At 73.0% G+C, this 17,970-nt stretch carries 18 protein-coding genes; 6 read left to right on the forward strand and 12 right to left on the reverse strand.

Going from position 1 to position 17,970, the window contains the following annotated elements; genetic code table 11:
* Positions 1–124 precede the first annotated feature (124 nt).
* The 6 genes from paaA to BEK98_RS23250 all read left to right on the forward strand — a co-directional run bounded on the left by paaA (position 125) and on the right by BEK98_RS23250 (position 5,060).
* Complete coding sequence (gene paaA, locus BEK98_RS23225) at positions 125–1,135, forward strand: 1,2-phenylacetyl-CoA epoxidase subunit PaaA (protein WP_094218581.1); 1,011 nt, start codon at positions 125–127, stop codon at positions 1,133–1,135.
* A complete protein-coding gene (gene paaB / locus BEK98_RS23230; RefSeq protein ID WP_094218582.1) occupies positions 1,132–1,419 on the forward strand; it encodes a 1,2-phenylacetyl-CoA epoxidase subunit PaaB in 288 nt (95 codons plus the stop codon). Before paaA ends, paaB begins: the two co-directional genes overlap by 4 nt.
* On the forward strand, positions 1,416–2,135 hold the full coding sequence (gene paaC, locus BEK98_RS23235; protein ID WP_094218583.1) for a 1,2-phenylacetyl-CoA epoxidase subunit PaaC: 720 nt from the start codon (positions 1,416–1,418) through the stop codon (positions 2,133–2,135). The genes paaB and paaC overlap by 4 nt, the downstream gene beginning before the upstream one ends.
* The gene (gene paaD, locus BEK98_RS23240; protein ID WP_094218584.1) at positions 2,129–2,668 is read left to right on the forward strand and encodes a 1,2-phenylacetyl-CoA epoxidase subunit PaaD; all 540 of its coding nucleotides are present in this window, start codon (positions 2,129–2,131) and stop codon (positions 2,666–2,668) included. Before paaC ends, paaD begins: the two co-directional genes overlap by 7 nt.
* Entirely contained in the window at positions 2,668–3,732 is a 1,065-nt protein-coding gene (locus tag BEK98_RS23245) for a 2Fe-2S iron-sulfur cluster-binding protein (protein ID WP_094218585.1), read from the forward strand. The genes paaD and BEK98_RS23245 overlap by 1 nt, the downstream gene beginning before the upstream one ends.
* A gap of 194 nt (positions 3,733–3,926) precedes the next feature.
* Positions 3,927–5,060 (forward strand): acyl-CoA dehydrogenase family protein, encoded by a 1,134-nt coding sequence (locus BEK98_RS23250; protein WP_094218586.1) that lies wholly within the window; start codon positions 3,927–3,929, stop codon positions 5,058–5,060.
* 32 nt (positions 5,061–5,092) lie between these two features.
* Here the strand turns inward: BEK98_RS23250 and BEK98_RS23255 are convergent, their stop codons facing one another.
* The 12 genes from BEK98_RS23255 to BEK98_RS23310 all read right to left on the reverse strand — a co-directional run bounded on the left by BEK98_RS23255 (position 5,093) and on the right by BEK98_RS23310 (position 17,777).
* Complete coding sequence (locus BEK98_RS23255) at positions 5,093–5,422, reverse strand: rhodanese-like domain-containing protein (protein ID WP_094218587.1); 330 nt, start codon at positions 5,420–5,422, stop codon at positions 5,093–5,095.
* 49 nt (positions 5,423–5,471) lie between these two features.
* Complete coding sequence (locus BEK98_RS23260) at positions 5,472–6,284, reverse strand: hypothetical protein (protein ID WP_094218885.1); 813 nt, start codon at positions 6,282–6,284, stop codon at positions 5,472–5,474.
* A gap of 81 nt (positions 6,285–6,365) precedes the next feature.
* Positions 6,366–6,842 (reverse strand): hypothetical protein, encoded by a 477-nt coding sequence (locus tag BEK98_RS23265; RefSeq protein ID WP_094218588.1) that lies wholly within the window; start codon positions 6,840–6,842, stop codon positions 6,366–6,368.
* 64 nt (positions 6,843–6,906) lie between these two features.
* The gene (locus tag BEK98_RS23270) at positions 6,907–8,349 is read right to left on the reverse strand and encodes a DUF2252 domain-containing protein (protein ID WP_425276623.1); all 1,443 of its coding nucleotides are present in this window, start codon (positions 8,347–8,349) and stop codon (positions 6,907–6,909) included.
* A gap of 240 nt (positions 8,350–8,589) precedes the next feature.
* Positions 8,590–10,041: an FAD-dependent monooxygenase gene (locus tag BEK98_RS23275; protein WP_094218589.1), complete on the reverse strand. Its 1,452-nt coding sequence runs from the start codon at positions 10,039–10,041 to the stop codon at positions 8,590–8,592.
* Positions 10,042–10,091: 50 nt separating this feature from the next.
* Positions 10,092–11,120 (reverse strand): methyltransferase, encoded by a 1,029-nt coding sequence (locus BEK98_RS23280; protein ID WP_094218590.1) that lies wholly within the window; start codon positions 11,118–11,120, stop codon positions 10,092–10,094.
* Positions 11,117–12,127 (reverse strand): NAD-dependent epimerase/dehydratase family protein, encoded by a 1,011-nt coding sequence (locus tag BEK98_RS23285; RefSeq protein WP_244201943.1) that lies wholly within the window; start codon positions 12,125–12,127, stop codon positions 11,117–11,119. Before BEK98_RS23285 ends, BEK98_RS23280 begins: the two co-directional genes overlap by 4 nt.
* 19 nt (positions 12,128–12,146) lie before the next feature.
* Complete coding sequence (locus BEK98_RS23290) at positions 12,147–14,921, reverse strand: non-ribosomal peptide synthetase (RefSeq protein WP_094218591.1); 2,775 nt, start codon at positions 14,919–14,921, stop codon at positions 12,147–12,149.
* A gap of 106 nt (positions 14,922–15,027) precedes the next feature.
* Positions 15,028–15,975, reverse strand: a complete 948-nt coding sequence (locus BEK98_RS23295; protein WP_094218592.1) for an NADP-dependent oxidoreductase — start codon at positions 15,973–15,975, stop codon at positions 15,028–15,030.
* A gap of 61 nt (positions 15,976–16,036) precedes the next feature.
* Entirely contained in the window at positions 16,037–16,642 is a 606-nt protein-coding gene (locus tag BEK98_RS23300; RefSeq protein WP_094218593.1) for an AAA family ATPase, read from the reverse strand.
* Positions 16,639–17,388, reverse strand: coding sequence for an HAD family hydrolase (locus BEK98_RS23305; RefSeq protein ID WP_094218594.1), 750 nt, complete (start codon positions 17,386–17,388; stop codon positions 16,639–16,641). The genes BEK98_RS23300 and BEK98_RS23305 overlap by 4 nt, the downstream gene beginning before the upstream one ends.
* Before the next feature lie 122 nt (positions 17,389–17,510).
* On the reverse strand, positions 17,511–17,777 hold the full coding sequence (locus tag BEK98_RS23310) for an acyl carrier protein (protein WP_094218595.1): 267 nt from the start codon (positions 17,775–17,777) through the stop codon (positions 17,511–17,513).
* Positions 17,778–17,970: the final 193 nt, after the last annotated feature.

A 17,970-nucleotide genomic window follows, 5' to 3' on the forward strand; every position in this document is an offset into this window, starting at 1 on the left:
GGCGGCGCGCAAGGTTTTCCACAGCGGTTGACACCCGCAGCGGCCCGGCACACCATTGATTGCGCACGGACCGAACGATCGGTCGGTGCCGTGTTCAAGGAGAGCCCGAGGTCAGGGGGACCGCATGGCCACAGCAGCCGCGCACCGCACGGCCCGCACGGACGCGGACGGCGCACGGACCGCCGTCGGCGACACGGCGGAGTACGAGCGCGCCTTCGACGCGGCCGTGGCCGCCGACGAACGCATCGAGCCACGCGACTGGATGCCCGACGCCTACCGCGCGACCCTGGTCCGGCAGATCGCCCAGCACGCGCACTCCGAGATCATCGGCATGCAGCCGGAGGCCAACTGGATCACCCGCGCGCCCAGCCTGCGCCGCAAGGCGATCCTGATGGCCAAGGTCCAGGACGAGGCCGGCCACGGCCTGTACCTGTACAGCGCGGCCGAAACCCTCGGCACCGGCCGTGACGAGCTGCTCGACAAGCTGCACAGCGGCCGCCAGAAGTACTCCTCGATCTTCAACTACCCCACCCTGACCTGGGCCGACGTCGGCGCGATCGGCTGGCTGGTGGACGGCGCCGCGATCACCAACCAGGTGCCCCTGTGCCGCTGCTCGTACGGCCCGTACGCGCGCGCCATGGTCCGGATCTGCAAGGAGGAGTCCTTCCACCAGCGCCAGGGCTACGAGCTGCTGCTGGCCCTCAGCAAGGGCACCGAGGAGCAGCACGCGATGGCGCAGGACGCGGTGAACCGCTGGTGGTGGCCCTCGCTGATGATGTTCGGCCCGCCCGACGACGAGTCGCAGCACTCCGCCCAGTCCATGGAGTGGAAGATCAAGCGCCACTCGAACGACGAGCTGCGCCAGCGCTTCGTCGACATCTGCGTCCCCCAGGCCGAATCCCTGGGCCTGACCCTCCCCGACCCGGACCTGCGGTGGAACGAGGAGCGGCAGCAGCACGACTTCGGCACGATCGACTGGACGGAGTTCTGGGAGGTCCTCAAGGGCAACGGCCCCTGCAACGAGCAGCGGATCACTCAGCGTAGAAACGCCCACGCCGAGGGTGCGTGGGTGAGGGACGCGGCCGCGGCCTACGCGGCCAAGCACACCGGTGAGACGGGAGCGAAGCAGGCATGACCAACACCGACTGGCCCCTGTGGGAGGTCTTTGTGCGCTCACGGCGCGGCCTTTCCCACACCCACGCCGGCAGCCTGCACGCACCGGACGCGGAGCTGGCCCTGCGCAACGCCCGCGACCTGTACACCCGGCGCGGCGAGGGCGTCTCGATCTGGGTCGTCCCGGCCGCCGCCATCACCGCGTCCTCGCCCGACGAGAAGGACCCGTTCTTCGAGCCGGCCGCCGACAAGCCCTACCGGCACCCGACCTTCTACGAGATCCCGGAAGGGGTGAAGCACCTGTGACCGCGACCGTCCCCGCGACCGCCGCACTCGCCCTCGGCGACGACGCCCTGGTGCTCTCCCACCGTCTGGGGGAGTGGGCCGGACACGCCCCCGTCCTGGAGGAGGAGGTCGCGCTCGCCAACATCGCCCTCGACCTGCTCGGCCAGGCCCGGGTCCTGCTGTCGATGGCCGGCGACGAGGACGAGCTGGCCTATCTGCGCGAGGAGCGCGCCTTCCGCAACCTCCAGCTGGTCGAGCAGTCCAACGGTGACTTCGCGCAGACCATCGCCCGCCAGCTGTACTTCTCCACCTACCAGCAGCTGCTCTACACCGAACTGGCCGGGTCCGACGGCCCGTTCGCACCGCTGGCCGCGAAGGCCGTCAAGGAGGTCGCCTACCACCGCGACCACGCCGAGCTGTGGACACTGCGGCTCGGCGACGGCACCGAGACCAGCCGGGAGCGGATGCAGCGGGCGTGCGAGGCGCTGTGGCGGTTCACCGGCGAGATGTTCCAGCCGGTGGAGGGCCTGGACGCCGACTGGGCGGGCATGGAGGCCCAGTGGCTCCGGTCCATGACGGATGTTCTCGGCCGGGCCACCCTGGCCGTCCCCGAGGGGCCGCGCACCGGCGCGTGGTCGGCGGGAGCCGGCCGGCAGGGCCTGCACACCGAACCGTTCGGGCGAATGCTCGCCGAAATGCAGCACCTGCACCGCAGCCACCCGGGGGCGTCATGGTGACCGCCACCGCCCTGGAGGCGGAGCTGCTGGAGCTGGCCGGCTCGGTGCCCGACCCCGAACTGCCCGTGCTCACGCTCCAGGAGCTGGGCGTGGTGCGCGCGGTGCACGTCAGCGGCGCGGACACGGTCGAGGTCGACCTGACGCCGACCTACACCGGCTGCCCCGCCATCGAGGCGATGAGCGTGGACATCGAGCGGGTGCTGCGCGCCCACGGCGTGCGCGAGGTCACCGTCCGCACGGTGCTCAGCCCCGCCTGGTCGACCGACGACATCACCCCCGAAGGCCGCCGCAAGCTCCAGGAGTTCGGCATCGCTCCCCCACGCGTGCGCCACGACTCCGGTCCGGTATCCCTGACTCTGGGGGCCACCCGCACCCTCGTCGAGGACGCCGCCGAGGACAGCGACCCGGTGCGCTGCCCGCACTGCGGATCCGCGGACACCGAGCTGCTGAGCCGGTTCTCCTCCACCGCGTGCAAGGCGCTGCGCCGCTGCCTGTCCTGCCGTGAACCCTTCGACCACTTCAAGGAGTTGTGATGGCACGCTTCCACCCGCTCCCGGTGGCCGCGGTCGACCGGCTCACCGACGACTCCGTCGCGCTCACCCTCGCCGTCCCGCCCGAGCTGCGCGAGGAGTACCGGCACGCGCCCGGCCAGCACCTCGCCCTGCGGCGGCGCGAGGACGGCGTCGAGATACGGCGGACGTACTCGATCTGCTCCCTGGCCCCCGACCCGGCCGGCGCGGGCCCGGACACGCTGCGGGTGGGGGTGCGGCTGGTCGAGGGCGGCGCGTTCTCGACGTACGCGCTGAAGGAGGTCGGCGTCGGTGACGAGCTGGAGGTGATGACCCCGGCCGGACGCTTCACCCTCGAACCGTCGCCGGGCCTGTACGCGGCGATCGTCGGCGGCAGCGGCATCACCCCCGTGCTGTCGATCGTCTCCACGCTGCTGGCGCGCGAGCCCCAGGCCCGGTTCTGCCTGATACGCAGCGACCGTACGGCCGCCTCGACGATGTTCCTGGAGGAGGCCGCCGACCTGAAGGACCGCTATCCGGAGCGGCTGCAGCTGGTGACCGTGCTCTCCCGCGAGGAGCAGCAGGCGGGCCTGCCCTCCGGCCGGCTCGACCGGGAGCGGCTCACGGGGCTGCTGCCGGCGCTGCTGCCGGTGGACCAGGTGGCGGGATGGTTCCTGTGCGGGCCGTTCGGGCTGGTCGAGGGTGCGGAGAAGGCGCTGCGCGGGCTGGGCGTGGACCGGGCCCGTATCCACGAGGAGATCTTCCACGTGGACGCGGGGGCGGTCCCGGCGGCCACCGTGCCGGTACCCGCGCACAGCACCGTCACCGCCCGGCTCGACGGACGCGGCGGTACCTGGCCGGTCCAGGACGGCGAGTCCCTGCTGGAGACGGTGCTGCGCAACCGCCCCGACGCGCCCTACGCCTGCAAGGGCGGGGTGTGCGGAACGTGCAGGGCCTTCCTGGTCTCGGGCGAGGTGCGCATGGACCGCAACTTCGCGCTGGAGGCGGAGGAGACGGGCGCCGGATACGTACTGGCCTGCCAGTCGCATCCGCTGACGGAGAGAGTGGAGCTGGACTTCGACCGCTGAGGCGTGACCTCGTAGGCGCCGTCCTGCTGGCGGCACCCTCACCGGCCCGCGCCTTCTTCCACCGTCCCTCACCCACCGTCCGTCCCCATTCCCTTCTCCTAGAACCTGTTCTATCTTGACGGCCCGTCAGACGCGTTCGCGTGCATCGCGTCGGACGAACCGTCGGATGACCGGACGCGCCAGGAGGACAGGTCGTGGACTTCACCTTCAGCGAGGAGCAGTTGGCGGCGGCCGAGGCGGCGCGGGGGGTGTTCGCCGGGGTGGCGCCGGACGCGGTGCCCAGTCCGGCGCTCACCGCCGGGGCCGTGGCCGAGGGGTTCGACCGGGCGCTGTGGTCCCGGATGGCCGGTGCGGACCTGACCGGCCTGCTGGTCGGCGAGCGGTATGGCGGGGCAGGCCTTGACGCCATCGCGCTGTGCCTGGTGCTGCGCGAGTCCGCCAGGGTGCTCGCCCGGGTGCCACTGCTGGAGCACAGCGCGGCGACCGCGGTCGTACAGGCCTACGGCGGAAAGGAGTTGGGGGAGCGGCTGCTGGCCCGGGCGGGGCGCGGGGAGCTGGTGCTGACCGTCGCCGCGCACGGCCGTACCGGGCACGACCCGGCCGGGCTCGCCGTCACCGCGCGGCGGGACGGGTCGGCGTGGGTGCTGGACGGGGTGCAGACGGCGGTGGCGTGGGCGTACGACGCGGACCTCGTGCTCGTGCCGGCGCACACCGAGGCCGACCGGACGGTGCTCGCGGTGGTGCCGCGCGAGCAGGACGGTCTGGTGCTCGCGGAGCAGGTGTCCACCAACGGGGAGCGGCTGGCCGAGCTGCGGCTGCGGTCCGTGCGGGTCGGGGCGGGTGACGTCGTCGAGGCCGACGGTGCCTGGGAGTGGTTGCACGCGCTGCTGGCCACCGGCACCTGTGCGCTGGCCCTCGGTCTGGGCGAGCGCGTGCTGAAGATGACGAGTGAGTACACCGGCAAGCGGGAGCAGTTCGGCCATCCGATCGCGACCTTCCAGGCGGTCGCCGTCCAGGCCGCCGACCGGTACATCGATCTGCGTGCCATGGAGGCCACCCTCTGGCAGGCGGCCTGGCGTATCGCCTCGGGTGCGCCGGGGGCGCTGCCCGCCGCCGGAGACGTCGCCGTGGCGAAGATCTGGGCGGCGGAGGGCGTGCGCCGTGTGGTGCAGACGGCGCAGCACCTGCACGGTGGGTTCGGCGCGGACACCGACTACCCGCTGCACCGGTACCACGCCTGGGCCAAGCAGCTGGAGCTGGCCCTGGGCCCGGCGGCGGCCTACGAGGAGACGCTCGGGGACCTGCTGGCGGCCCATCCGCTCAGCTGACCGCGTCTGCCGGGAGGGTCCTGCCGGGACGGTCAGACGACCTCGCCGGGTGCCCCGGCGTCGGTGACCACCGGGCGGCCCGTGGCCTCCCAGACCTGCATGCCGCCGGCCACGTTCACGGCGTCGATGCCCTGCTGGCCCAGGTACATAGCGACCTGGGCGGAGCGGCCGCCGGAGCGGCAGATCACGTGGATGCGGCCGTCCTGCGGGGCGGCCTCGGTCAGCTCGCCGAACCGGGCGACGAACTCGCTCATGGGGATGTGCAGCGCGGCTGCGGCGTGGCCCGCCTGCCACTCCTCGTCCTCGCGGACATCCAGCAGGAAGTCGCCGTCCTTGAGGTCCGCGACCTCGACCGTGGGCACAACAGCTCCGAAACTCATGCCTCCGACGCTACCCGACCGGCGGCGGGGTTCACCCCTGCCCCTGCAGGCCCGCCAGCGTGGTCTCCCGCTGCTCGATGTCCGTGCGGAGCCGGGCGGCGATCTCCTCGAGCAGGGCGTCGGGGTCGTCGGGGGCCAGGCGCAGCATGCCGGCGATCGCGCCGTCCTCGAGTTCGCGGGCGACCAGGGTGAGCAGTTCCTTGCGCTGGGTGAGCCATTCGAGGCGGGCGTACAGCTCCTCGGCGGGGCTGGGGCGCCGCTCGGGCGGTACCGGGCCGGCCGCCCACTCCTCGGCCAGCTCCGCGAGGAGGGTCTCGTCGCCGCGGGCGTAGGCGGCGTTGACGCGGGTGATGAACTCCTCGCGCCGCTGCCGCTCGGCCTCCTCCTGGGCGAGGTCGGGGTGGGCCTTGCGGGCGAGGTCGCGGTAGAGCTTGCGGGCCTGTTCGCTGGGCCGCACCCGCTCGGGGGGCCGTACCGCCTGGTCGGTGAGCATGGCGGCGGCCTCCGGGAACAGGCCCTGGCCGTCCATCCAGCCGTGCAGCAGTTCCTCGACGCCGGGGATGGGCAGCACGCGGGCGCGGGCCTCCTCAGCCCGGCGGATGTCCTCGGGGTCGCCGGTGCGGGCGGCCTTCGCCTCGGCGATCTCCGCGTCCAGCTCCTCGATGCGGGCGTAGAGCGGGCCGAGCCGCTGTTCGTGCAGCCGGCCGAAGTTCTCGACCTCGACGCGGAACGTCTCCACGGCGATCTCGTACTCGATCAACGCCTGCTCGGCGGCCCGTACGGCCTGTTCCAGCCGTTCCTCGGGCCGCGGTGCCTGGGACTGCTCAGCTTCCGGGGTCGTCACCCGACCAGCGTAGGCCCTGTCGCCACGGCCGAAACCCATCGCCGGAGATGTCCCGGGAGATGTCCGGGAAGTTGTCCCGGTTCAGCCGGGCGGCTCCGCGTCCGGGCAGTCGGCCGGGATCCACTCGGCCTCCAGGTCCCGGCAGGCGACCACGAGCGTGCCGGGGCGGCAGGCCAGCTCGTGGGTGCAGCCGCCGGGGTGCGGCAGGATCTCGTCGAGGATCACGTCGCCGAGCGAGGCGGGGTCGCAGACGCCCAGGACGTCCGACTGGAAGCGGGAGACGCCGGTGTAGCGGACGAGGAGGTCCTCGTCGTGCTTGAAGCAGTTGTGCCGGAAGCGGATCTCCAGGTTCCCGTCGCCGGTGCGACGCACCCGCTCGGGCCGGAGGTCCTTCACACAGCGCCTGCCGCCGAAGTCGTAGTGCCCGGGGTCGGTGGCGAACGCGCGGGCGCCCGGCGGCAGTTCGGGCGCGAGGGAGGGCAGCCGGTCGAGGTAGGGCCGGGGGTCGATGAACCCCGCGTCCTCGCCCTCGCCGCCGGTCAGCTCGACGTATCTCACCTCACCACCACCCCGGACCTCACCCTCACCACCGCCTCAGCCCTTGTCTTCCCCGCGCCCGCCGTCACACGCCCGTCTCGGCCGCGATCCGCCCGGACCGCACCGCCGCCACCAGCTCGGCGTGGTCCGCCTCGGTGCGGTCGGCGTAGGCGACGGCGAAGTCGGCCATCGCCTCGTCCAGCTCCTCGTTCTTGCCGCAGTAGCCGGCGATCAGGCGCGGGTCGGCGCTGTGGGCGTGGGCGCGGGCCAGCAGGGCGCCGGTCATCCGGCCGTAGTCGTCGACCTGGTCGGCGGCGAGCGCGGCCGGGTCGACGCTGCCCTTGCGGTTGCGGAACTGGCGCACCTGGAAGGGCCGCCCGTCGACCGTCGTCCAGCCCAGCAGGATGTCGCTGACCACCTGCATCCGCTTCTGGCCGAGCACCACCCGGCGTCCCTCGTGCTCCACCGGCGGGGCCTCGAAGCCGGCCGTGGCCAGGTGCGGGACCAGCGCCGACGGGCGGGCCTCCTTCACCTGGAGCACCAGCGGCTGCCCGCGGTGGTCCAGGAGCAGCACCACGTACGACCGGGTGCCCACGCTGCCGGTGCCGACGACCCGGAAGGCGACATCGTGCACCGCGTGCCGGGCCAGCAGGGGCAGCCGGTCCTCGGAGAGCGTCGCCACGTACGGCTCCAGGGACGCGGCCACCGCGGCCGCCTCGGCGTCCGGTATCCGGCGCAGCACCGGAGGCGCGTCGACGAACCGCCGGCCGCCGTCGGCGACCTCCTCGGTCGACTTCGCCGCGAACCGGCCGCTGGTGTTGGCCCGTGCCTTCTCGGAGACCCGCTCCAGGGTGCCGAGCAGATCGTGGGCGTCGGTGTGGGAGACCAGTTCCTCGTCCGCGATGGCGTTCCAGGCGTCCAGCACCGACAGCTTGGCCAGCAGCCGCATGGTGCGCCGGTAGGCGCCGGCCGCGTCACGGGCGGCCTTGCGGCAGGTGTCCTCGTCGGCGCCCGCCTCGCGCCCGGCCAGCACCAGCGAGGCGGCGAGCCGCTTCAGGTCCCACTCCCAGGGGCCGTGCACGGTCTCGTCGAAGTCGTTGAGGTCGATGACCAGGCCGCCGCGGGCGTCGCCGTACAGGCCGAAGTTGGCCGCGTGCGCGTCGCCGCATATCTGGGCGCCGATCCTGGTCGTGGGGGTGCGCGCCAGGTCGTGGGCCATGAGTCCGGCCGAGCCGCGCAGGAAGGCGAACGGCGTGGCCGCCATCCGGCCCACGCGGATCGGCGTCAGCTCGGGGATGCGGCCGGCGTTGGACTCCTCGACCGCGGTGATCGCGTCCGGTCGGGAGCCGTCCAGGTCGAGGGTGCGGTGGGCGCCGCGCGGCACGCTCGACCGCAGTGCCTTGCCCTCCTCCTTGGGCGAGCCCTGGGGCGGCCACTCGGCGAACCCGCGCATCCGGGGCAGCCGGGGTGCCGCCACCTGCTCGGCCGTCTCCGCCGTTCCCGCCGTTCCCGCACCGGTTTCGGTCACCGCGACCGCCTCCCCCGAAGACCCCCCACGTGCGCTCGCACGCGGATCAGCTCGAACATCAACTCGTGCAGACGGTACAACCGGTGGCCGAAACGCGTCACACCCTGTGGACAACTCGGTCTGTGGAGAAAACGACGCCTGTGGAGAACTCGACGCCCGTGGACCACGGCGCCCGTGGATCACGCGGCGCCCGTGGATCACGCGGCGCCTGTGGATCACGCGGCGCCTGTGGACCACGGCTCAGCGATCCGCCGCCGGCCACCGCTCCAGCTCCGCGCGCAGCCCTTCGGTGTCCAGGTCGTCCAGGTCGTCGAGGTCGTCGGCGGCCCAGGCGATGTGGCCGTCCGGGCGGACCAGCAGCGTGGTGCGCAGGCTCCCGGCGGGGGCGGCGAGGTGCAGCCACTGCGTCTCCGGCACCGGCCGGCCCCGGGTGATCAGCACGAAACGGCCGCCGCGCAGCACGTCGTACAGCCGCTGTCCGCCCGCGAGCCGCAGGTCGGGCGCCCGGCGGCCGGTGAGCCGGTGGCTGCCGCGCGGCGCCGGGTAGGAGATGCCGACGCCGGAGAGCAGGCGCTCCCCCAGCAGGGTGGCCGAGCTGAGCCTGGAGACCACGGGCATGACGAGACCCCGCAACTGGCGCACCCGGCCGCTGCGGCGGGTGCCCAGCACGCCCCGGGTGATCGCCCCGGAGATCCGCAGCGCCTGCTTCCCGACGGGATGGCGCTCCTGCTCGTAGGAGTCGAGCAGCGGCTCCCCGGCCCGGCCCTGGACCACCGCGGCCAGCTTCCAGCCCAGGTTGGCGGCGTCCTGCAGTCCCGTGTTCATGCCCATGCCACCGGCCGGCGAGTGCACGTGGGCGGCGTCGCCCGCGAGCAGCACCCGGCCCTCGCGGTAGCGCTCGGCCTGCCGCTCGTCGCTGTGGAAGCGCGAGATCCAGCGCGGGTCGTGCATGCCGTAGTCGGAGCCGAGCACCCGGCGCAGCTGCTCGGCCAGCTCCTCGGGCACCACCGGCGCCTCATCGGACCGCTCGTCCCCGGCGACCCAGCCGATCGCGCGGTACCAGCCGTCGCCGAAGGGCACCAGGGAGGCGAAGCCGTGCTCGTTCGCGTGGGTGGTCACCGCGTCTACGGGTACGTCCTTGAGCCGGACGTCGGCGAGCATCACCGACTTCACCACCGACCGGCCGGGGAAGCCGATCCCGGTCAGCCGCCGCACGGCGCTGCGCACCCCGTCGCACCCGACCAGGTACCGGGCGCCGAAGCCGCCCTGCCCGGCCGTGTCCACCTCGACGGCGTCGGACCGCTGCCGCAGCGCCACCACCTCGGCACCGCGCACGATCCGCACCCCGGCGGCGAGCGCACGCCGCTCCAGGAGCCCCTCGACGTTGTACTGCGGGGTGATCAGCACGAACGGGAAGCGGGAGCGCAGCCGGTGCAGATGCAGTTCGAGTCTGCCGAAGACCCCGACGACGGGCGCCGTCCGGCCGAGGGGGATGAGTTCGTCGGCGAGGCCGCGGGCGTCCAGCACCTCCAGGGTGCGGGCGTGCACCGCGAAGGCGCGGGTCATGTTGGCGTCGGCGTGCTCGCGCCGCTCCAGCAGGGTGACCCGCACCCCGGCGGTGGCCAGGTCACCGGCCAGCAGCAGGCCGGTGGGCCCGGCCCCCACCACCAGTACGTCGGCGGCCTCGGTCATGTGGACTCAACCCTTCTCTCGCTCCATCGGTCCGACTGCGGCAGCCGCCGCTACACGGGCGTCGTGGCCTCGATCATGTGCTGGTAGGAGTTGACCGGCCGCACGTCCCGGACGGCGAGGCCCGCCCGCTCCACGAGCGCGACCAGTCCCTGCCGGGTGTGCTTGCGGCCGCCGACGGTGAGGAGCATCCGCAGGTCCATCGCGGTGCTGAACCTCTGCCCCGCCCCGTCGTCGACAAGGTTCTCCACGATGATCACCCTGGCGCCGGGGCGGGCCGTCCTCATGACGTTGCCCAGCACGACGACGGCGTCCTCGTCGTTCATGCCGAGGATGTTCTTGAAGACGTACGCGTCGACGTCGGCCGGGACCTCCTCGCGGCAGTCGCCGGACAGCAGCCGTACCCGCTCGGCGAGCGCGCCGCCCTCGCGCAGCCGGGCGTCGGCGCCCGCGATCACGTCGGGCCGGTCGAACAGGATCCCCTGGACGTCGGGGTGGTGCTCCAGCAGCGAGGCCAGCAGGAAGCCCTGTCCGCCGCCGATGTCGGCGACGGTCCGCGCACCGGACAGCGGCAGCACGCCGGCGATGGCCGTGGCGGACTGCCGGCTCGCCTGGGTCATCGCACGGTCGAACACCTCCGCGGACTCCGGCCAGGCGGTGTGCACATGGTCGAAGAACTCCCGGCCGTGCAGATCGACGAACACGTCCTTCCCGGTGCGGACCGACTCGTCGAGGCGGCCCCACAGCTCCCAGGTCCACGGCTCGGTCATCCACAGCACGAGCTGGTCGAGGCCGTCCGGGGCGTCCGTGCGCAGCAGCCGCGAGACCTCCGTCTGGACGAACCGGCCCTCGGTGTCCTCGGCGAAGACCTCGTAGCAGGTGAGCGAGCGCAGCAGGCGCCGCAGCGCGTCCGGCTCGGCGCCGACCGCCGCGGCGAGGTCGTCCGCGGTCGCCGGGGTGCCACCGAGGGCGTCGGCGAGGCCGAGCTTCACGGCCGCACGCAGCGAGGCCGCACAGCTGGCGCTCAGCGCGCGCTCGAGCACCCCCAGCACCTGCGGTTCGGTGGACGTTTCACTGGTCACGGGTGGAACACCTCTCTCTTGGGGCCGACTGCGACATCGGGACGGGCTACGACCTCGGGACCGGCTACGGCCTCGGGACCGGCTACGACGCTGCCGGGAAAGTGCGCTTCCAGGACCTGCCGGACCCCGTCGCGCCAGGACCTCTCGCAGTCGCCGACGAGGCTCCTGCGGCGGGTGGCGTCGTACGCGACGACGGCGCGGGTGGCGTCGCTCGGCACGAAGTCGACCGGTACACCGGTGAGTTCGGAGACGTACGTCATGAGGTCCCGTACGCCGACGACCTCGTCCCCGCCCCAGTTCACGACGGCCGCGGGCACCGTCGCCGCGGCCCACAGCCCGGGCACGTGGCGCGCGATGTCGTCGGTGTGGATCGGGGAGCAGTGGTGCTGGCCGTCGTGGGGAACGGCGACCGGTTCCCCGGCGAGCATCAGCCGGTGGAAGATGACCGGGAGCCCGCCGTGCCCGTGCGGCCCGTAGGCGACGTTGAGCCGGGCGATGGTGGTGGGCAGGCCGAGCGTCACGGCAAGGGCCCGTACCGCGCCCTCGGTGGCCACCTTGCCGACCGGGTACGTCGGCAGGAACGCCGACTCGGTGCCCAGCGGGTCGGACTCGGTGTACCGGTGGTCGAGCGCCTGGGGCGCGTAGACCGCGCTGGTGGAGAGGAACAGAAAGGCTTCCGCGGCACGGCAGTGGGTCATCAGGCGGCCGGTGGCGACGGAGTTCACCGCCACCACCTCCTCGAAGTCCCCTGCGCCGCGCTCGACCGCCGCGTGCAGCACATGGGTGAAGTCGTCGGGGACTTCGTCGAGTCCGTCCCGGGCCATGTCCCAGCGCCAGGTCCGGATGCCCCGGTCCTGGAGCCGGCGCTCCACCTCCGGGTCCGAGAAGCGTCCGAGGCACCACACCTCGTTGTGCTCGGCGAGCGTCTCGGCCGCGGTGCGGGCCACCAGACCGGTCGCCCCGGTGATCAGGATCTTCTTGCCGGTCGGCATCGAAGTGCTGTCCATCCGTGAGTCGCCCCATTCCCTAGTTACCGGACAGCGCCCGGTCCAGCTCCGCGCGCAGGATCGACTGGAAGACGGCCACGTGCCTGGGCCCCATGAGGGTGTAGTGCTCGCCGGGTACGTCGAGGTACCGGGGCGCCTCACGGGTGAAGTCCGCCCAGCGCTTCAGCTCGTTGTTCAGCCAGTCCTGCTTGGTGCCGCGCAGCGGGACGGCGTAGAAGACGCTCATCGCGGCGACGCTGCCGGAGGGGTGGTAGGTCCGGCCGAGGCCGGTGAGACCGTCGGCGAGGTCCGCCCAGGCGGTGAACCGCTCCAGGTCCAGGTCGAGTTCGGCGAGCCGGTCCGGGGGAGCGATGTCGAGCAGATGGCCGAGCTGCTCCCGCTTGCCCAGCGGGCGCAGCTCGGCGGGCAGGGTCTTGGCCTGCTGCTGGGTGATCAGGTCCAGGAACATCGCCAGGTTGACCGCGGTCTCGACGAAGTCGAGTTCGTCCATGCGGTACTTGATGTGCGGGGGCAGATTGAAGCTGCCGAGGAAGTCCACCCGCTCGCCCTCCGCCTCCAGCAGCTTGGCCACCTCGAAGGCCACCGCCGCGCCGAAGGAGTACCCGGCGATCGCGTAGGGGCCGTGCGGCTGCTTGGCGCGGATGGCGTCCGCGTAGGTGCGCGCCATCTCGTCGAAGCTCTCGAACGGCTTCTCGCCCGGGTTGAACCCGCGTGCCCGCAGCGCGTAGAAGGGCCGCTCGTGGACGAAGTACTTGGCCAGGTTGACGAAGACGAGGACCTCGCCGACCCCGGGGTGGACGCAGAAGAGGGGCGTCCCGTCCCCGCTGGTCTGCAGCGGGACGATCGGGTCGTACGGGGCGGGCTCCCCGCTGCGGCCTGCCTCGACGCGTGCCGCGAGTTCGCGGATGCTGGGCGCGGTGAGGATCGCGAGGACCGGAAGGTCGGCGCCGGGGAAGCGCTGGGCGATCAGGCTCTTGAGGCGCAGGATGTCCAGTGACGTCCCGCCCAGGTCGAAGAAACTGGCCGTGGCGCTGATCGTGGACGGTTCGGACTCGAAGAGGTCGCCGTACAGCTCCGCGAGCGTCTCTTCGACCGCTCCCTCGGGGGCGACGTAGCCGCCGAGCTGACGGGTCACCAACTCCTCGACCGCTGCCACGTGTGCGGCGTAGTCCCCGGACTCCAGCCGGCGCCGCATCAGCGAGCGCGGGATCTTGCCCAGGCTGGTCTTCGGGAAGGCGTCCTTGGGCAGCGGCAGCAGCAGCGCCGGGCGGAAGCCCCAGTGCAGGACGACGCTGTTCCTGATCGCGATGAGCAGGCGGTGCAGCGCCGCCTCGTCGCCGGCCACGTCGGGGGTGACGGCGAACGCGACCGCCAGCTGCTCGGTGTCGCCGCCCTGCGGGCGGGTCGGGAACGCGGCGACGTACGACTTCTCGACGCCTTCGAGGTCGTGGAGCACGGACTCGAGGTCGTGGCTGTAGTAGTTGACGCCGTTGACGATGATGCTGTCCTTGCTGCGCCCCACGAGGGTCAGCCGTCCCCCGGCGAGCCGGCCGAGGTCACCGGTCCGGAACCAGCCGTCCGCCGTGAACGCGTCCTCGGTCGCCTCCTTGTTGTTCCAGTACCCACCGGTGATCATCGGGCCCGTGAGCTGCACCTCGCCGGTCTCGCCCTCGGCGAGGGGGGTGTCGCCGCCCTCGGCCGCGACCCTGATCCGGAGCCCGCCGACCGGCCGTCCGACCGCCGCGAACTCGGCCCCGAGGTCGGCGTCCGGGAACTCCCGGTTGTAGATGCTGCCGGCGCAGGTCTCGGTCATCCCGAAGGCGGGCCACAGGGCCCCGCGGCGCAGCCCGTACGGCGCCAGCCGGTCGAGGAAGCCGGTGCCCGTGGCGACCGGGTTGGCCTCACCGCCGGAGACGATGTGCCGCAGGCGGGACAGGTCCAGGGGCAGCGGGGACGACAGCTGGTCCAGGGCCTTGTTGATCAGCCCCAGCAGGAAGTTGGGGGTGAACGTCATCGTCACCCCGTGGGCGTCGATCAGCTCCAGGAAGTGCAGGGGGTCGGCCAGCACCGACTCCGGTGACGCCTGCAGCTGCACGGCCCCGACGGACAGCGGCAGCAGGTGGGCCTCCAGCAGCGCGGCGACATGGTCGTACGAGATCCAGTTGAGCGTCACGTCGGCCGAGGTGAGCGACTGTGTCTCGGCCTTCGCGGCCATGGAGGCCAGCAGGTTGCCGTGGGTGAGCCGGACCGCCTTGGCGGCGCCGGTGGAGCCGGAGGTGAGCACCAGCAGCGCGACGTCGTCCGGACCGGCGGCGGTCACCTCGACCGTGCCCGGGTCCGTGTCGGCCGCCGCCGTCACCAGGTCCTCGAACGTGGCGACCGCCAGACCCTCGACGGCGGGGAGTTCCTCACGGGTCCGGCGGTCGGTGACCACGAGCGGTCCCTCGAACAGGGTGTCGACGTGGCTCAGCTGCGCCGCCCAGCGCTGCGGGTCGTTCCGGGTGGGGACCAGCGGGCAGACGGTGAAGCCTCCGAGCAGGCACGCCCAGAAGGCCGGTACGAAGTCCTCGGGACGTTCGAGCAGCAGCGCCACGACCCGGTCCTGACGCACCCCCGCCTTCCGCAGGGAGCTGAGCAGACGGAGCGACTCCGCCAGGAGCTGCGGATAGGTGCGGAGCGTGAAGTCGAGGGGCTGCTCCGCCGAGCGGTAACGCACCCCGTGCTCCGGGAACTGTGTCGCGGCCCGGACCAGCAGCCCGCCGAGATCGGCGTTCGTCTCCTGGCTCGTTGTCATCGTGCCCCTCCCTCAAGTGACGTGTGGCTCGGTCGGACTGTCTCTGCGGCCCGCGCCTTCGGCATCGCGGCCCCGCCCGGCAGGTCGGGCGGGGCCGCGCAAGCCCTCAGAACACGATCAGCTGGCGTCCCCGGACGCCGCCCTTCTCCAGTCGGCGGTGCGCCTCCGCGGCCTCCTCGGGGGCGAACCGGTCCGCGGTGCGCAGGCTGAGGGCGCCCAGGGCCGCGAGGCCGACGAGTTCCCGCAGGGCGCCTGCCTTGTCGGGGTGGGCGACGACGAAGGCCTGGTGCAGGACGATGCCTCGAGGTGCGGGCAGGTCGTAGGGGCGGCAGCGGACCAGGTGACCGCCGTCGGCGACGATCTCCAGCGCGGCGGCGCCGAGTACGGCGGCGTCGACCACGGCGTCGGCGCCGTGCGGAAGGGCGGCGCGATAGGCGGCCACGGTGTCCTGCGGGTCGGCGTGCCGGGGTACCACGGTGTGAGCGCCGAGGCCCAGGACCAGATCGCGGTCCTCGTCGCGCGCGTCGGCGACGACCCGCAGACCGCGCTGCGCGGCGAGCTGGACGGCGTAGCCGCCGAGCGCCCCGGCCGCGCCCGTGACCGCCACGGTCGCGCCGGGCGCGAGGTCGGCCAGGTCGAGCGCCTGGTGGGCGGTGAGGGCGTTCATGGGCAGCCCGGCCGCCTCGACCAGGGGCAGCGTGTCGGGCAGCACGGCCACCTGGTCCGCGGGAACGACCACGTACTCGGCCTGGGCGCCGCCCAGATCGGTGAACGGGTTGACGAAGGCGACGACGCGGTCGCCCTCCGCGAAGCCCGTGGTGTCCGGTCCGAGAGCGTCGATGTGGCCGGAGACGTCCATGCCGGGGGTGTAGGGCGCGGTGAAGTCGGCCATGTAGGGGGCGAGTTCGCCGGAGCGGAGCATCAGGTCGGTGGGGTTGACGGCGGCGGCCGCGACCTTGATGCGTACCTGGCCGGGGCCGGCTTCGGGCACGGGGCGCTCGACGACGGCGAGGACGTCGGGCGAGCCGTAGGAGGGAATGCCGATCGCACGCATGGTGGTTCTGGGGTTCCTTTCCGGTGATCGGGGTCGGGGTTGGCTGGTCCGGGGGCCCTGCTCAGGGGGTGCGGGCAACCGGGCGGGCCAGGTCGAGCAGGGCGTCGAGCCGCGCCTCGGGACCACCGGTGACGGTGTGCACGGTGACACCGGCCGTGCGGAGGGTGTCCAGCAGCAGCCGGTCGGACAGGGCGCGGAAGTGCTCGCTGATGGGGGGCTGTTCGTCGCGGAGCGGGAACGCGACGGGGAGGTGGACGAAGAGGTCGTAGGACTCGAGGGCGCGGTGCAGGAACTCGCGGCCGAGATGGTCGAGCACCTGCCGGTAGGGGTTGTCCGAGCCGGCCGTCACGGCCTGCGGCTCCCGGTCGTTGCCGGGGTGGAGGCCGACGGCGAGCCGGACCGTGGCGTAGACCCACTCGTGGAGGAGGGAGCCGTCGGAGAGGAACCCCTTCGGGTGTGCGGCCTCGGCGAGCAGCCGCTCGGCGTGGCGGCGCACGACGAGCTGGACGAGTTCGGGCTCGCTGGCCTCCTCCAGCGGCTTGGGCCGGCTGCCGAGGGGGTCGCGCATCGGGGTGCCGTGCGCGGCGGGCAGCCCGGTACGGGCGGTGGCGGCGGTGATCAGGGTGGTCTTGCCGGCTCCGTAGGCGCCGACGACGGCGATCCTCACAGCAGTGCTCCTGGACGGGCGGGGTTCGGTTCGGGCAGGGGTACGGCGGGGGGAAGGGGCGCCTTGGGCAGCCGGTGCCAGCCGTGGTGGGCGGCGAGGCGCCTCAGGTCCGGGTCGTCGCCGACGATCACGGCGCGGCCGGTGACGGAGAGCAGCGGGGCGTCGGAGACGTGGTCGCCGTAGCCGGTGGAGGAGGCCAGGTCGATGCGGTGGGCGGCGGCCAGCTCCCGCACGGCCTCCGCCTTGGCGCTGCCGATCATCGGCTGGTGCGGGCGGTCGGCCAGCCGGCCGGTGTAGGTGCGGGCGACCGGGGTGATCTCGGGCTCGGTGCACAGCAGGTGATGGGCTCCGCAGTGCTCCAGAACGGGCAGGAGCACCGCCGGGAAGGAGCCGGAGACCAGGACGACCAGGTCGCCGTTGCGGCGGTGGGCGTGCAGCGCTTCGAGGACCGGCTCGTGGAAGAAGCAGCCCTGGGCCAGCTCGGCACGGAACCAGTCCTCCGCGAGCCGCGTGATCTCGGCGGCCGGGGCGCCGGCGAGCAGCCGGAAGAAGGCCCGGTTGGTCTCCTCCCGGCTGACACCGGCCGTGGTCATGGCTTTCAGCCGCTGCCGTTCCCGTACGGCGTCGTGCGCGGGTCTGCCCTGGGCGGCGTACCAGTAGGCGAGGAAGCGGAAGAGCGCGGTGCCGCGGGTCAGGGTGTTGTCGACGTCGAAGAAGGCCGCGGGGCGGTGCTCGGCGGAGGTCATGGCGGGTCCATCCCGGTGGAGGGGCGCGGCCGGCCCGGGCAGGGCCGGCCGCGCTGGTGACGGAGGGGGCCGGACGCGTCGCTGGCATGATCCAGAAGACGCCCCCTAGAACGCCGGCAGGGTCAGACGACCGCGCCCTTGGCGGCCAGGACCTCGGCGGCCCCGGCGGCCGTGCCCGCCTCCTGGAGCTCGTCGTCGGCGACCTCGATACCGAAGCGGCGGCTGAGGTCGACGGCGACCTCGACGAGGATGAGCGAGTCGAAGCCGAGGAGTTCGAATTCGGTGTCGACGGTGGTGGTCTCGGCGGGGGCCTCGTACTTGTCGACGAGGAGGGCCAGGACCGCGTCGGCGAGGGCGGTGACGGCGGTGGTCGCGACGGAGCTGCTCATGGCAGGGGCTTCCTTTCCGGTTCGGTGGGTGCACGTTCCGGTGCGATGCGCGCGGGGCGTGTGGCGCCCGCGGACGCTGTGCTGTGAGTGGGGGACGTGACGCGCGCGACGGCTGTGGTCGCGCGAGGAATGCGGAGCGCGCAGCGGCTGTGGTGCGCGCAGGGCAGGTGAAGCGCGCGACGGCCGTGGTGCG

Source organism: Streptomyces diastatochromogenes, from assembly GCF_002242805.1.
Taxonomy (GTDB): Bacteria; Actinomycetota; Actinomycetes; order Streptomycetales; family Streptomycetaceae; genus Streptomyces; species Streptomyces diastatochromogenes.

Bases quoted from the DNA above. Each gene is read 5' to 3' on its own strand.
- paaA (WP_094218581.1), top strand. From the start codon at position 125: ATGGCCACAGCAGCCGCGCACCGCACGGCCCGCACGGACGCGGACGGC.
- paaB (WP_094218582.1), top strand. From the start codon at position 1,132: ATGACCAACACCGACTGGCCCCTGTGGGAGGTCTTTGTGCGCTCACGG.
- paaD (WP_094218584.1), top strand. From the start codon at position 2,129: ATGGTGACCGCCACCGCCCTGGAGGCGGAGCTGCTGGAGCTGGCCGGC.
- BEK98_RS23245 (WP_094218585.1), top strand. From the start codon at position 2,668: ATGGCACGCTTCCACCCGCTCCCGGTGGCCGCGGTCGACCGGCTCACC.
- BEK98_RS23275 (WP_094218589.1), bottom strand. From the start codon at position 10,041: ATGACCGAGGCCGCCGACGTACTGGTGGTGGGGGCCGGGCCCACCGGC.
- BEK98_RS23285 (WP_244201943.1), bottom strand. From the start codon at position 12,127: ATGGACAGCACTTCGATGCCGACCGGCAAGAAGATCCTGATCACCGGG.
- BEK98_RS23290 (WP_094218591.1), bottom strand. From the start codon at position 14,921: ATGACAACGAGCCAGGAGACGAACGCCGATCTCGGCGGGCTGCTGGTC.
- BEK98_RS23295 (WP_094218592.1), bottom strand. From the start codon at position 15,975: ATGCGTGCGATCGGCATTCCCTCCTACGGCTCGCCCGACGTCCTCGCC.
- BEK98_RS23305 (WP_094218594.1), bottom strand. From the start codon at position 17,388: ATGACCTCCGCCGAGCACCGCCCCGCGGCCTTCTTCGACGTCGACAAC.
- BEK98_RS23310 (WP_094218595.1), bottom strand. From the start codon at position 17,777: ATGAGCAGCTCCGTCGCGACCACCGCCGTCACCGCCCTCGCCGACGCG.